At 56.0% G+C, this 14117-nt stretch carries 12 protein-coding genes; 4 read left to right on the plus strand and 8 right to left on the minus strand.

Going from position 1 to position 14117, the window contains the following annotated elements:
- Window positions 1-20: 20 nt before the first annotated feature.
- From carB to hisG, 6 genes are all read right to left on the minus strand, one after another.
- Window positions 21-3257, minus strand: a complete 3237-nt coding sequence (gene carB / locus ABQ298_05605; GenBank protein MEQ9823841.1) for a carbamoyl-phosphate synthase large subunit — start codon at window positions 3255-3257, stop codon at window positions 21-23.
- Between the two features lie 107 nt (window positions 3258-3364).
- Window positions 3365-4291, minus strand: a complete 927-nt coding sequence (gene pdxA / locus ABQ298_05610) for a 4-hydroxythreonine-4-phosphate dehydrogenase PdxA (GenBank protein ID MEQ9823842.1) — start codon at window positions 4289-4291, stop codon at window positions 3365-3367.
- A 21-nt stretch (window positions 4292-4312) separates the two neighbouring features.
- Complete coding sequence (lpxA, locus tag ABQ298_05615) at window positions 4313-5155, minus strand: acyl-ACP--UDP-N-acetylglucosamine O-acyltransferase (protein ID MEQ9823843.1); 843 nt, start codon at window positions 5153-5155, stop codon at window positions 4313-4315.
- 120 nt (window positions 5156-5275) lie between these two features.
- The gene (locus tag ABQ298_05620) at window positions 5276-5899 is read right to left on the minus strand and encodes a hypothetical protein (protein ID MEQ9823844.1); all 624 of its coding nucleotides are present in this window, start codon (window positions 5897-5899) and stop codon (window positions 5276-5278) included.
- Between the two features lie 178 nt (window positions 5900-6077).
- Entirely contained in the window at window positions 6078-7724 is a 1647-nt protein-coding gene (gene rpsA / locus ABQ298_05625; GenBank protein ID MEQ9823845.1) for a 30S ribosomal protein S1, read from the minus strand.
- A gap of 303 nt (window positions 7725-8027) precedes the next feature.
- Window positions 8028-8912 carry an ATP phosphoribosyltransferase gene (gene hisG / locus ABQ298_05630; protein ID MEQ9823846.1) on the minus strand — a complete coding sequence of 295 codons (885 nt, stop codon included), beginning with the start codon at window positions 8910-8912 and terminating at the stop codon, window positions 8028-8030.
- Between the two features lie 136 nt (window positions 8913-9048).
- On the opposite strand from hisG, the gene ABQ298_05635 reads away from it, so the two are divergent.
- Both ABQ298_05635 and ABQ298_05640 read left to right on the plus strand, forming a co-directional pair.
- On the plus strand, window positions 9049-9792 hold the full coding sequence (locus ABQ298_05635; protein ID MEQ9823847.1) for a response regulator transcription factor: 744 nt from the start codon (window positions 9049-9051) through the stop codon (window positions 9790-9792).
- A gap of 66 nt (window positions 9793-9858) precedes the next feature.
- Window positions 9859-10740 carry an MYG1 family protein gene (locus ABQ298_05640; GenBank protein ID MEQ9823848.1) on the plus strand — a complete coding sequence of 294 codons (882 nt, stop codon included), beginning with the start codon at window positions 9859-9861 and terminating at the stop codon, window positions 10738-10740.
- A 20-nt stretch (window positions 10741-10760) separates the two neighbouring features.
- Here ABQ298_05640 and ABQ298_05645 read toward each other — a convergent pair whose 3' ends face one another.
- A complete protein-coding gene (locus ABQ298_05645; GenBank protein ID MEQ9823849.1) occupies window positions 10761-11132 on the minus strand; it encodes a rhodanese-like domain-containing protein in 372 nt (123 codons plus the stop codon).
- A gap of 118 nt (window positions 11133-11250) precedes the next feature.
- Complete coding sequence (locus ABQ298_05650) at window positions 11251-12189, minus strand: zinc ABC transporter substrate-binding protein (protein ID MEQ9823850.1); 939 nt, start codon at window positions 12187-12189, stop codon at window positions 11251-11253.
- A 121-nt stretch (window positions 12190-12310) separates the two neighbouring features.
- Between ABQ298_05650 and ABQ298_05655 the strand changes: the two genes are divergently transcribed.
- Both ABQ298_05655 and ABQ298_05660 read left to right on the plus strand, forming a co-directional pair.
- Window positions 12311-13153 (plus strand): ABC transporter ATP-binding protein, encoded by an 843-nt coding sequence (locus ABQ298_05655; protein MEQ9823851.1) that lies wholly within the window; start codon window positions 12311-12313, stop codon window positions 13151-13153.
- Window positions 13150-13974, plus strand: coding sequence for a metal ABC transporter permease (locus ABQ298_05660; GenBank protein ID MEQ9823852.1), 825 nt, complete (start codon window positions 13150-13152; stop codon window positions 13972-13974). Before ABQ298_05655 ends, ABQ298_05660 begins: the two co-directional genes overlap by 4 nt.
- Window positions 13975-14117: the final 143 nt, after the last annotated feature.

A 14117-nucleotide genomic window follows, 5' to 3' on the forward strand; every position in this document is an offset into this window, starting at 1 on the left:
TCGCCGCAGCGGACACAGGTTCAGGAACCCAGTTGCTGATGATATTCCTGAACCGAACACACCTCAATCGGACGCGTCTGCAGGGCCTTGATTCCGTCAATCGCCGCATACGCGCTGGTGAGCGTCGTCATCATGCAGATGTTATGATTGAGCGCCTCGCGGCGGATCGCGTCGTCATCCTTCCGGGGCAGCATGCCTTGCGGAACATTGATGATGATATCGATTTCTCCATTCTTGATCACGTCCACCACGTTCGGACGCGCCCCTTCACTGAGCTTGAACAGGCGACGCACGGACACGCCAGCTGCTTCAATGGCCATGGCCGTTCCCTCCGTAGCACAGACCGTGAATCCCATCTCGGTGAATTTCCGGGCAAGTTCGGCCGCCTGAGGCTTGTAGTCCGCCTTGACTGAGATGAAGACATTGCCCTTGAGCGGAAGTTCGGGTTGGGCGGCCATCTGCGATTTGGCAAACGCCATGCCCAGATCCCGGTCCTGTCCCATCACTTCACCCGTGCTCTTCATTTCCGGAGAGAGCGTGATCGGGCTGTTCGGGAAACGCACAAATGGGAAGACGGATTCTTTGATGGAATAATAGGGCGGAATGACCTCCTGAGTGAAACCAAGATCTTTCAGTTTGTGTCCCACCATCACCTTGGCAGCGAGTTTGGCGAGCGGGACACCAATCGCCTTGCTCACAAATGGTACCGTGCGGGAGGCGCGTGGGTTCGCTTCGATGATGAACAGTTCGTCGTCCTTGATGGCGTACTGGATATTCATCAACCCAATGATATTCAGCTCCTTGGCCAGGTTGACAGTCGCTTCACGCACCTTGTCGAGCATTGCCGGAGACAGCGTGTGCGGCGGCAACACCATTGCCGCATCACCGGAGTGCACGCCCGCAAACTCCACATGCTCAAGCATGCCGCCAATCACGACAGTCTCTCCATCGGAAATGCAGTCCACATCGAGTTCAATCGCGTCTTCAAGGAACTTGTCGAGCAACACCGGCTTGCCAGGTGCAACGTCAAAAACCTCACGCACCACGCGCTTGAGTTCATCGATATCGTAAACAATGAACATGCCTCGCCCTCCGAGCACAAAAGAGGGCCGCAGCAGGATGGGAAACCCGATCACACCCGCCATTTCATAAGCTTCCTCAGGAGAGCGGGCAATGCGGTTGACGGGCTGGCGAATGTGGATCTTGTCGAGCACGTTCTTGAAGTGCTCGCGGTCTTCTGCCAATTCGATGCTCTGGTGACTCGTGCCCAGAATATTAATGCCATACCCAACCAGCTCGGCGGCCAGATTGAGTGGCGTTTGGCCTCCAAACTGGACAATGACGCCGTCACACTCCTGCTGGGAGTAGATTTCGAGCACATCCTCCAGGGTGAGTGGCTCAAAGAAGAGCTTGTCCGAAGTATCGTAGTCAGTCGACACGGTTTCCGGATTGGAGTTCACCATGATCGACTCATAACCCAGCTCCCTCAGGGCAAATGACGCGTGCACACAACAGTAGTCAAACTCGATGCCCTGACCGATGCGATTCGGCCCTCCTCCGAGAATCATGATCTTCTTCTTGTCCGATTTCACGATCTCGTTCTCGTCGCCGTAACTGGAATAAAAATAGGGGGTAAATGCCTCAAACTCCGCCGCACAGGTATCAACCAGTCGATAGGTTGTGAAGATGCCGTGATTTTCGCGCAGCTTGCGAATCTTCTGTCGCTGTGAACCGACCAGATGCGCAATCTGTGTATCCGTGTATCCATACTCCTTGGCCTTCCTGAGCACGGCGGGCGTCAGATCGTTGAAGCGGAGTTTCACCAGCTGATTCTCCATTTCCACGAGCTGCTGCATCTGGTGAAGGAACCAGGGGTCAATAAAGGTGATGCGGTGCACTTCTTCGGCGGTCATGCCGTTGAGGAACGCGTAGCGCACCCAGAAAATGCGCTCGGCAGAGGGGCGTGACAGGCCGGATTTGATGACATTGATGTCCTTCGGTTCGCGATCACCAAACGCGCCGCCCGCTCCAAATCCGTTCGCTCGGGTTTCGAGGGAACGCAGCGCCTTCTGCAGGGATTCCTTGAACGTGCGACCGATAGCCATGGCCTCTCCCACGGACTTCATGCTGGATGTCAGCGTGGTATCTGTGCCCGGGAATTTTTCGAACGTAAACCGGGGCACCTTGGTCACCACATAGTCGATGGTCGGTTCAAAACAGGTGGGAGTCTCGCGCGTGATGTCGTTTTTCAACTCATCGAGGGAGTAGCCAACCGCAAGTTTCGCCGCAATCTTGGCAATGGGAAAGCCCGTTGCCTTCGACGCAAGGGCCGAGCTGCGACTCACCCGGGGATTCATCTCAATCACCACCATGCGCCCCGTTTCCGGATTGACCGAAAACTGGATGTTGCTTCCGCCGGTTTCGACACCAATCTCGCGGATACAGGCAAAAGAGGCATCCCGCATGACCTGGTATTCCTTGTCGGTGAGTGTCATCGCCGGTGCCACTGTGATCGAATCTCCCGTGTGCACGCCCATGGGATCGAGGTTTTCAATCGAGCAAATCACCACGCACTGGTCCTTGCAGTCGCGCATGACTTCCATCTCGTATTCCTTCCATCCCAGCAAACATTCTTCGACCAGCACTTCATGCACGGGTGAAATATCCAGACCCCGAAGGATCATTTGTTCATATTCCTCCTTGTTATAGGCGATGCCACCTCCCGCACCACCCAAGGTGTAGCTCGGTCGAATGATCACCGGAAAGAGTCCCAGCTCGTAGGCGGCCTCACGGGCCTGCTCGATGGAACTCACCCGGTACGAACGCGCCACGTCGAGTCCGATCTTCAACATCGCTTCCTTAAAAAGCTCCCGGTCCTCTCCTTTTTCAATGGCCTCTTTCTTTGCACCGATCAGTTCGACTCCATACTTTTCCAGTATGCCCCGATTCGCCAGTTCCAGCGAGAGATTGAGGCCAGTCTGTCCTCCCAGGGTGGGCAGCAACACATCCGGCCGCTCCTTGGCGATAATTTTTTCGAGTACTTCCGGAACCAAAGGTTCGATGTAGGTCGCATCCGAAAACTCGGGGTCGGTCATGATGGTAGCAGGGTTGCTGTTCACCAGAATAACCCGGTAACCCTCCTCCTTCAATGCCTTGCAGGCCTGAGTTCCGCTGTAGTCAAACTCACACGCTTGACCGATCACAATCGGGCCGGAACCAACAATCAAAATGGACTTAATATCGGTGCGTTTGGGCATAGCTGGTGATCATTTATGCCAAGCGCGTCAAACTTCAACAGAAAAACCCATTCTATCGGAAAGAATGGGAAGGCCACCCAGGAACACGCAGCACTCCTTGCAAAACCTTACACCACCTGACGAGTTAGACGGTCCGCAAGTTCAAGGGCACGCTGCAAGCTCAGGGGGCGAGCCACACCTTTGCCCGCAATGCCAAAGGCAGTTCCATGATCCGGACTCGTCCGCACATGCGGCAGGCCCAGAGTGACATTCACCGCCTCATGAAAGGCAACCGTTTTCACAGGAGCGAGCGCCTGGTCGTGATACAGTGCCACGACCGCATCAAATTCCCCGCTCACGTGACGATAAAAGACAGTATCTGCTGGATGGCATCCGCTCAGTTCGATCCGCGCAAGATTCGCCTGCAACCGTGCAATCAGGGGATTGATCCACTCGACTTCCTCCCGGCCAATCTGCCCCTGCTCCCCTGCATGAGGATTGAGTCCGCATACTGCGATGCGTGGTCGACTCACACCCAACCGAAGCATCAGTTCTGCCGTGTGCCTCACACAGCGCTCGAGTGTCGCCGGAGTCAACCAGTTCGGCAGGTCCATCAGGGGTACGTGCCAGGTTGCCAGTGACACCGTCAGGGTTGGTGCCACAAAAGCCATGGTGGGTTCGCCGCCCCACTGCTCTGCAAAAAACTCCGTCTGCCCCGGCTGTGTCATGCCTGCCTTTCGACACTCATGCTTGCTGATGGGACCCGTCACCACCGCACGGTAACGCCCCTCCCTGCAGCCTGAGGCGGCGCGCTGCATCGCCTCAAGCGCCGCCTGCGCTCCACCCACATCAGGATGTCCAGGAGTGCACTGTTCGGGTCCGCCTGTGGATTCCACCGTGACGCCAAGCGATTGCTCGAGTCTGCTGACCCAATTCCTCAGGCCGATCACGCACACCTGCTCCCGCCATTGCGGCTGTTCCTGCAACAGGCGTTCGATCAGCTCCGGTCCGATTCCGGCCGGATCTCCCATTGTGATCGCAATTTTCGCCGTCATGGCCAGGCCTTCCTCAAGGGTTCAGCTATCCGCAGTGCCGGATTTTCCGCTCTTGCGTTCCAGTCCTGAAAACCCGCGCTTTCCGGTCTGGAAAAATTCCACAAAGCAGCGTCCTTGCTCCGAGAGCGATGCGCCCCGTTGTTCCAGGATCTCTGCCGCCTGGTTTTTGATGTTTCCCGGAGTATCCAGCAGCAGGTGGAACAATTCTTTCAGTTCCTTGATCACCTCCCGACTCGTGCCCCGGCGCTTGAGTCCAACCAGATTCAGTCCGTGCACTTCCCCACGCTCAGCAACAATCAGATAGGGAGCAACATCCTGCACAATGCGGGAAACTCCTCCCGTCATCGACCCTTCACCCACGCGGACAAATTGGTGCACGGCCGCACCGCCGCCGATGTAGGCGTTTGCTCCGATTTCCGCATGGCCTGCAATCATCGCATTGTTTGTAAGAACCACCCGGTCTCCCAGCACACAGTCGTGTGCCACATGCGCATTGACCATCAAATACACGTCATTGCCGATCACAGTGTTTTTGCCTTCATAGATCGAACGATGCACCGTTGCAGCTTCCCGCAATGTGCAGCGGTCGCCGATCAGCACCCCGGTTTGTTGGCTGCAATCCCAGCCGACGTACTGGGGATCGCCTCCGATCACTGCGTTGGATTCGATCCGGCATTTTGCACCGAGCCGGGTCCAGCGGCAGATGCGCACGTTGTTCGCCAGGCGAGTTCCCTCTCCGATCACAACATCCGCCTCCACAATCGAATAGGGGCCGATGCTTACGTCGTTCCCGAGAGTTGCCGTTGGATCCACAATCGCAGTCGGATGAATTGCCATGCCTCCCAGTGCATCAGGTTTGCGCATGACTTCAACGCAAAATCCCGGGCAGATGCGATTACAGAACCAAGGTGTCTTCCAACACAATCACCTCTGATCGATACGGTTGGGAGTCGATCCGCGGAAGAGAGAAAAGAACAGATAACCTCAGCCCTGTGAGCCACTCTGCGATTCGAAAAGATCCAACTGCGGCACTTTCAGCAGTTCCATCTGCTTCATGAGCTTGAGCAGCTTCAGTCGCGGGGTCAGGCGCTCTGGCTCGAGCACCTCCAGCTGCTGCATTAGATTATCCAACAGGGTGCGCAGCGTCATCACTCCTGCCACACCACGCGAGGCAAGCAGGTCGCAGAGTTGCGAGTAGCCTGGTTCCACTGCGGGGAACAGGGGAAGCAGCACCAGATGCGTGTGCCCGCGCATATCCTCCTCCAGGGCGTGCTCTTCCCAGGGGAAGCGGGGTGCATTCCGTGCGGTGATGCATTTTTTGAGGTTTTGAATCAGTCGCTTGTCCTGCCGCAATACCCGGTTGCCAATATCAAACAGTGACTCACCCACCAGGGACACAACCGCACGCTTGGTCTTGAGGATGTCCGAGGAAAACCACTGAAAGTTGAACATCATGCGCTCCTGCAGTTCCTCTTCCTTGAGATTGCGCACCATCAGACTCGGGAAAAACCCGTCCGCCTGGCGTCCGAACAAACTCGAACTCGTGCGCACGAGGAACCCGTTGGTTTCAAAATAGTCGATGGCGATGGACTCAACTTCTTCGAGCATGGGAGGTGAATGATGCGGATGACAACCCCAACAGCTATGGCAGATTGCCTGCCATCCTGCAACTCGGAACACCCGCCCGGACATCCCTATTCTTTGCGCCACTGCACAGAAAAAGGCGGTGAACTGTGTCCACCGCCTTTTTCAAAGCTTCCGTCAACACGTGACGGCATCGACAGGGTTACTTGTCGAGTTCGTCCATGATGTCGCCCAGGCTTGCAAGTTCGCTGTCGCCCTTGAGAGAATCATAGGCCGCCGCTTCTGCAGCCAGTTGATCCGAATCATAGTTCGCAGCCTTAATGCTCAGGCCGATGCGACGATCATCGCGGTCGATCTTGATCACACGCGCGTTGACGGTGTCGCCAACATTGTGGTGTTCCTTGATCTTCTCGATGCGATCCTCGCTGATCTGGCTGATGTGCACGAGACCATCGATATCGTGCGACAGTTGCACGAAGAATCCATAGGACGTGATCTTGGTGATCTGGCCTTCGACCACATCGCCCATCTTGAAGTACTTCTCGATGGAGAGCCACGGATCGTCAGTCACCTGCTTCATGCCCAGGGAGATGCGCTGGTTGGCAGCATCCACATCGAGCACAATCGCGTCGACTTCATCACCCTTCTTGAGCATTTCGCTCGGGTGGTTGATCTTTCGCGTCCAGCTCATGTCTGAGACGTGCACCATGCCGTCGATGCCCTCTTCAAGCTCCACAAACGCACCGTAGGAAGTGAGGTTGCGTACCTGACCCCGAACACGGGCGCCCACTGGGTAGTTGTGACGGGCCATATCCCAGGGATTTTCCTCAAGCTGACGCAGTCCGAGTGAAATTTTCTGCTCGTCCTTCTGGATTCCCAGTACCACGGCATCGACTTCTTCCCCGATCTTGAGAACCTCACTCGGTTTGTTGATGCGTTTGGTCCAGGACATTTCGGTGACGTGCACCAAACCTTCGACGCCCTCTTCGATTTCGATGAAAGCACCATACTGTACGAGGTTGACCACCTTCCCGGTGATGCGACCGCCAACAGGGTATTTCTCTTCGATCTTCTCCCAGGGATTCGCGTTGAGCTGTTTGAGTCCGAGAGACACCCGCTCCTTTTCACGATCCACTTCGATGATCATCACTTCGATTTCTTCACCGGTCTTCACCATCTCACTCGGGTGCGAGATGCGGCCCCAGCTCATGTCCGTGATGTGAAGCAGACCGTCGAGACCGTCGAGGTCGATGAAGGCACCGTAGTCGGTGGTATTCTTGACGATACCCCGGCGGCGATCACCTGGCTTGACTTCCTCAAGCAGGGTGCGGCGCTTCTCAGCGCGCTGTTCTTCGATCAGCTCGCGGCGGGATACCACAATGTTGCGGCGCTCCTGATTGATCTTGAGCACCTTAAAGTCGTAGGTCTGGCCCACATACTGGTCCAGATTCTTCGGGGGCTGGATGTCGATCTGCGACGACGGCAGGAAAGAATCCACACCGATGCTGATCATCAGTCCGCCCTTGACCTTGGCCTTCACGCGACCCTGAACAACCGAGCCTTCCTCACACTTGGCAAGGATGTTTTCCCAATTCTTCTTCTGCTCGGCCTTGTCGAAAGAAACCACAGGGTTTCCGTCCTTGTCCTCGATCTTTTCGAGGAAAACCTCGATCTGCGATCCGACTTCCAATTCTCCTACATCGATGAATTCGACGTGCGGGATGGCACCTTCAGACTTGGCTCCAATGTCAACGATGACCTCGCTTTGTCGGATTTCGGTGATGGTTCCGGGGATGATAGTACCCTCTACGAGGGGTTGAATGTTGCTCTCAGCGAGCAGCTCTTCCATTAATGAGCCCATATGAACTTGTTGGACTTCGGGAGTTGAATCCCGAAAGTTGGTTAGTGGTTAATATTCAATGTGTTCTTTTGTCAGACACCCAACCGTTGGGTGCCCGGCAAACGAAAAAAGGTTGATGAAACAGGAAAACCGAGTCCTGGGCAAGCCCGAAAATCAGCGGGATTTGCGCGCATGAAACCCCACCTCTCAGCGATATCACATCAGCAATGGAATCAATGAGATGCAGGCAACAGGGACTGCAGGAACTGGTTGCAGGATTGCGAGGTCGTAGCGACCCAGCTCACTTCAAACTCAGAGCACCACCTTGTTGAGCGGATACTCGACAATGCCCTGGGCACCATGCTCGCGCAGAATCGGAATGATCTCACGCACCACCTTCTCATTGACGATGGCCTCGATCGCGACCCAGCTGTCGTCGGCAAGCGGAGAAATCGTCGGATTCTTGAGGGCGGGCAGATCCTGCAGCACCCGATCAAGGCTCGTGCGCTCAACGTTGAGCTTGAGTCCCACCTTGTCCTCGGCCTCCAGTGCCGCCTGCAGCAGGAGCGCAAGGTTTTCGATCTTGCGCCGCTTTGCCGGATGCTCCCACGCTGCCTTGTTTGCAATAAAGCGCGTGTGCGTAGTGAACATGGTTTCGAGAATGCGCAGCTTGTTCGCGCGTAGGGAATTGCCCGTCTCAGTAATGTCGACAATGGCATCCACGAGTTCGGGCACCTTGACTTCAGTTGCACCCCAGGAAAATTCCACATCCGCCTGCACGCCGTGATCCTCCAGATACTTGCGCGTGGAGTTGACCAGCTCCGTGGCAATGGTTTTTCCGTTGAGATCCTGCAGGGTGCGAATGTCGGACTGCTCCGGCACAGCGATGATCCAGCGCGATTCCACCGAACTCGCCTTGCTGTAAACCAGGCCACAGACATCAACGATGTCCGAGTTGTTTTCGCGAATCCAGTCCTGCCCCGTCAGCCCGCAGTCAAAAAACCCTTTTTCAACATAACGGCTGATCTCCTGCGCCCGGATGAAGCGTCCGTCCAGTTCCGGGTCGTCAATCGACGGGCGATAGGAGCGGGAACTCTTGGTCACACGGTATCCGGCCTTGCCAAAGAGCCGAATGGTCGCGTCTTCCAGACTTCCCTTGGGAAAACCAATTTTTATCTGCTCGGAGCCTAAACTCATCATAAAATGATCCGAATAAATCTTAGTGCTAAAAAACAAGCCATTTCTGCCGATAGAGGATAATAATTGTAAAAATGTAAATTTCTCTTGAGAATCTGTTTCACAGCTCTCCGCACCATCACATAACCACAAGAAAATGACATCAGCATCCAAACCGCTCATTCTGATTGTCGAGGACGATAAGGCACTGGCGAACCTCACCGCCGAGCATCTGGAACTGGCCGGAATGAAGACACAGGTCTTTTTCCGTGCTGGCAATGTTCAGAAATTTCTCGAAAACAGCTTTGCCAACCTCATGTTGCTCGACGTGAACCTGCCAGACGGCAGTGGATTCTCACTTCTGGAGGAACTGCGAAAGAGTGGGTTTGACCTGCCCGTGATTTTTTTCACCGGCAATGATTCCGAAGTGCAGAAGGTGCGTGGCCTCGAGACCGGAGCAGATGACTACGTGACCAAGCCTTTCTCGTTTCCAGAACTGGTAGCCCGCATCAACGCGGTACTGCGGCGTGCCGAAACCTCACGGGATAACCAGGTCACACCGACGTCCAAGATTTCGGAAAAACCGTTTGAGTTCTGCGGCGCGGAGATCAATACCCAGCGGCTCGAAATTACCTTCCCCGATGGAGTGACCGAACCCCTTGGTCGCAAGGAGTTTGGCATCATGGCCTACCTCTTTGCAAATCAGGGCACCATCCTGACCCGCAAAAATCTCATCCATGCGGTCTGGGGCATTCACGCAGATGTCAAGAGTCGCTCACTCGACCAGTACATCGTGAAGATCCGGGATGCGTTCAATCGCCACGGCATCAAGCTCGATTCCTTCCGAACGATCCACGGTGTCGGCTACATCTATGACCCGAGTGAGGTGACGACGGATTGATCGCTTCCAGCATTGCCATTGCCGGGCGAATGCGATGCCATCGCACTTTTGCCTGCAATGCCATCCATGAGTCTGCCATCATCCATCCACACCATCGTCACCCACCCCGGTGGTGCCCACAAAGATGAACTGCTGGCCTGCGCACTACTGCTGCAGGCACACCCAGTCGAGATCTTGAGGAGGGATCCTACACCCGAAGAATTGCACGATCCCCAGGTTGCAGTGGTCGATATCGGATATGTGCATGACCCCGCTCGCTCAAATTTCGACCACCATCAGTTCCCCAGAGATCACACCCCGACCTGCTCGCTCTCTCTCGTGCTGCAAGCGCTTGACCTCTATGAAGATGCACATCGCTTTTGCGACTGGCTCGAAACGCTCGAATGGTTCGACAGCAAAGGTGCAATTGCGACTGCGCGATGGCTGGGTATCGACCCCGAAGTATCGCGAAAGCTCCACTCTCCGCTCGATGTCACCCTGCTGAACTGGTTCGCATCTGGCGAACGCTGGAAGCCCGGAGATGCGTTGTGGGAGACCCTGCGACGCACGGGCTCCGATCTGGTTCGCTACCTGAAAACCCTGCACGACCGGCTGCAGTTCATTGCAGCGCACCATGAGATTTGGGAATTTCCGCACGATGCAGCAGAAAGCACATTGCGCATGATCTTTCTGCCACGTACCGATCCCCTTCCCGACGACCCCAGCCTCGGGCTTGCCCGCTTCATGGATGAACACAGCCTGCGCCTGCACGGCCTCATCTATCCGGATCGTCGCGGCCCCGGCTACGGACTCTCCCGATATCAGGACGATCCACTGCTCGATTTTTCCCGCATCACCGATGCTCCCGATGTTCACTTTGCGCACGCCCGTGGTTTTCTTGCAAAAACCCACGTCACCGATACGCAGCGTCTGCGCGAACTTGTTGCCGCAAGCATTGTCGCAGACTGAGTCCTTATCGCTACGCCGGTTCAGGAGGTTTCCAGCAGGCGTCGCATGCGCCCGACTCCCCCTACATTGTAGGCCCGAAAGCCAAGACGTTTCAGCCGCCCGACCGCCGTGCTGGATCGCGACCCGCTCAGACAAAAACAGAGAATGGGTTGCTCCGGGTTTACAAGCGATTCCCGGATTCCCGGCCCCACAAGCTGTACCGGAACGTTGATGGCCCCTTCAATTCCGTCCCCCTTGACCTCCTCGGGGCTGCGCACATCCAGCAGGGTTGCCCCCTCAGCGATCATGCGCCGGGCATCCGCTGTCCGTACCCGCCCCAGATTGGCAAGCAGCACATACACCACTGCAACTGCGGGAATCAGCAACCAAATCGATACTCCGTCTGCAACCATGCCACGATCCACTCCCACACAGGCGAACAGTTCAAGCGAAATCGGAGGGGTTTGCGTGGACAGAGACGAAATGCTGCCCCCTCACCCGTAGCGAAATTCGGGAGAATTTCGACAACGTCTACAATCCATGCTCTGTCGATGAAACCAGCACCTCGTACAGATGCCGCATGGCATCGAGATAATCATAGGCCAACGGATCCACAACCTCAACCGCCAACCCCGCCTCAGTTGCAAATTGTTGGGGCATGCGTGCCTGGATCTGAGGCTGAATCAACAGGACTGGAAAATAGCCCTCGTCAATGGACTGAAGCAGCCGCACCAGCTCACGTGCCTGCAGGGCCTTGCCTTCACGCTCCACCGATACCTGCTGCCACCCATAGGCCTCGCAAAAATAGGACCAGGCCGGATGGTAGACCAGCAGTCGAAGGGGTCCTGTTTGCTCCCGCAGGTCCTGAAACTGCGCATCGAGCACCTGCAACTCTGTCTTCAGCGCAAGCGCACGTTCGCGAAACAATGCTTCTGCGCCGGGTCGTTGGGCAACAAGGGTTTCCAGAATGCGATCCACCTGCATTGACATCAGAATCGGAGAGGTCCAGACATGCGGGTCCATGGCTTCTGCAGCAAGATCATGTCCGTGTGCATCGTGCCCGGCATGGGAATGGGAGTGCACATGTCCATGCTCACAGACATAGGTGGATTCCTTCAATGGAAGTCCCTCCAGCAAATCAATCCGGAGTGCTTTACTGTTGGCCAGGTGCTTGTTTCCATTTTGCTGCTCAAACGGCAGGCCGGTGGCAAAATAGAGATCTGCCGAAGCCATGAAGCGAACCTGTTTACCCGTCGGCGAAAAATGATGGGGATCCATGCCCGCCGGAACCAGGGACTCCACTTCAACGGCTTCTTCGGCAATGAATTCGACGACGAACCGATAGGGTTCGATCGGAACCAGCACGCGCAGCACTTCTTCACCCGAAGCACTCACCGAAAGAATGCCTCCCGATGAACAGGCAATGCACAACATTTTGCAAAGAAATTGAAGGATGCGATATCGTTTCATATCCGGTATCATCAGCGGATTTTCGCCAACCGACGACACGCCAAACTAGTGCACCCCCACTCGAATTCAACTTCAAATGTACGTGCAAATACAGGATGCATGGCCTAGGTTGAATTCACTCATGTGCCCAGCGATTTCCAATTCTCAGCCCGTTGTCACTGTCCGGGACGTCTGCTTCTCCTACCGCAGGCGGGAAATCCTGCACAACGTGAATCTGGAAATCCCTGCAGGTTCGATGACTGCGATTGTGGGACCCAACGGCGGCGGCAAAACCACACTGCTGCACCTCATGCTGGGGCTGTTGCAGCCCGACCGGGGACAAATCGCCCTGCTGGGTTGCGATCCTGTGCTACGGCGCAGCGAAGTGGGGTATGTGCCCCAGAAACTGGACCTGGACCGCAATTTCCCAGTCAACGCACTGGAAGTCGTGCGCATGGGCTTTCTCGCCCCCAAGCGACGCTGGGCCTGGGGTCAATCCCTGCGAAAGCGTGCACTGGAACTGCTCGTGAGCACGGGCGCTGAGCACCTTGCGCAGCAGGCGTTCAGCGAACTGTCGGGAGGAGAACGCCAGCGCGTGCTCATCGCGCGGGCGCTGGCCAGTGACCCCAGCTTACTGCTACTGGATGAACCCACCGCCAACGTGGACCCACGCTCGGAGCATGAGATTTACGAACTGTTTCGGGAATTGAATCAGCGCATCCCCATCGTCTTCGTTTCACACAACCTGAACGTGGTTTCGCAAAACGTCAGCCATGTCATCTGCGTCAATCGCACGGCTGCCATGCATGCCATCGATGACGTGCTGGAGAGCACCTTCACCGAACTGTATGGCGGCAAACTGGCCCTCATCCATCATGGCAACCATTGCCATGTGAACGACCCCTCACACGCGCTGAGTCAACCCCACGGTTCGCATGAGGGGTGCAAGCACGATTCCGACTCGCATCATCACTCTGACTCATGATCTTCCTGAACGATCTGCTCGAATTCCGCTTCCTGCAGCATGCCGTGCTTGCCGCATTGCTGTGCTCGGTGATCTGCGGCATCATGGGTTCCTTTGTGGTGATCCGTCGATCCACCTATGCGGTGGGTGCGATTTCGCACTGCGCCCTCGGCGGCATCGGATTCTCCCGTTACCTTCAGGTGGTGCACGGGATTGAGTGGATGACACCGATGCTCGGGGCTCTGCTCGCCGCTTTGCTGGCGGGTGGAATTGCCAGTGCCGTGCGCGCGAGGGCCACTGAGCGCGAAGACACCCTGCTCAGCGCCATGTGGGCACTTGGCATGGCACTTGGAATCACGTTCATGACCCTCACACCCGGATATGCGCAGGACCTGATGGGTTATCTGTTTGGAGACATTCTGCTGGTTTCCACGGGAGATCTATGGATCATGGCGGGACTGACTTTGCTCATTTTGGGCTACATTGCATGGAGTTATGACCGTCTGGTTGCCGTCAGTTTCAATACCACACTCGCAGAACTGAGGGGTACGCATTCCGCACGCATGGATGTGCTCTTCACGCTCGCAACCGCATTGACCGTCGTGGTGTTGGTGCGACTTGTGGGCATCGTTCTGGTCATTGCACTGCTCACCCTGCCCGCCGCAACCGCAAGCCGCCTGAGCACCAGCTTGCCGCGAATGATGTTGCTGGCAGTGGGGATCAGTGCCAGCACTCTGGTACTCGGCCTCTGGATTTCGTATGCGTGGAACCTTCCCGCCGGAGCCACCATGATCGAACTCGCCGCGCTGGTCTACGTCGCCGCACTGCTGAAACGCCGCTGAGTTCACAGATTTCATCAAAACGTCCTCGGGTTTGGACCGTCGGGCCTTTTGCTTAGACAGAAAACAAAAACCCCCGACTGAAACCAGACGAGGGTTTTTTGTGAAGTCACATTCATCCCGATGACTGCCGTGAGGCCGCACAT

The organism is Puniceicoccaceae bacterium (assembly GCA_040224245.1).
Taxonomy (GTDB): Bacteria; Verrucomicrobiota; Verrucomicrobiia; order Opitutales; family JAFGAQ01; genus JAKSBQ01.

Bases quoted from the DNA above. Each gene is read 5' to 3' on its own strand.
- ABQ298_05640 (MEQ9823848.1), top strand. From the start codon at position 9,859: ATGAGTCTGCCATCATCCATCCACACCATCGTCACCCACCCCGGTGGT.
- pdxA (MEQ9823842.1), bottom strand. From the start codon at position 4,291: ATGACGGCGAAAATTGCGATCACAATGGGAGATCCGGCCGGAATCGGA.
- ABQ298_05645 (MEQ9823849.1), bottom strand. From the start codon at position 11,132: ATGGTTGCAGACGGAGTATCGATTTGGTTGCTGATTCCCGCAGTTGCA.
- lpxA (MEQ9823843.1), bottom strand. From the start codon at position 5,155: ATGCGCAAACCTGATGCACTGGGAGGCATGGCAATTCATCCGACTGCG.
- hisG (MEQ9823846.1), bottom strand. From the start codon at position 8,912: ATGAGTTTAGGCTCCGAGCAGATAAAAATTGGTTTTCCCAAGGGAAGT.
- ABQ298_05660 (MEQ9823852.1), top strand. From the start codon at position 13,150: ATGATCTTCCTGAACGATCTGCTCGAATTCCGCTTCCTGCAGCATGCC.
- ABQ298_05620 (MEQ9823844.1), bottom strand. From the start codon at position 5,899: ATGCTCGAAGAAGTTGAGTCCATCGCCATCGACTATTTTGAAACCAAC.
- rpsA (MEQ9823845.1), bottom strand. From the start codon at position 7,724: ATGGAAGAGCTGCTCGCTGAGAGCAACATTCAACCCCTCGTAGAGGGT.
- ABQ298_05635 (MEQ9823847.1), top strand. From the start codon at position 9,049: ATGACATCAGCATCCAAACCGCTCATTCTGATTGTCGAGGACGATAAG.
- ABQ298_05650 (MEQ9823850.1), bottom strand. From the start codon at position 12,189: ATGAAACGATATCGCATCCTTCAATTTCTTTGCAAAATGTTGTGCATT.
- ABQ298_05655 (MEQ9823851.1), top strand. From the start codon at position 12,311: ATGTGCCCAGCGATTTCCAATTCTCAGCCCGTTGTCACTGTCCGGGAC.
- carB (MEQ9823841.1), bottom strand. From the start codon at position 3,257: ATGCCCAAACGCACCGATATTAAGTCCATTTTGATTGTTGGTTCCGGC.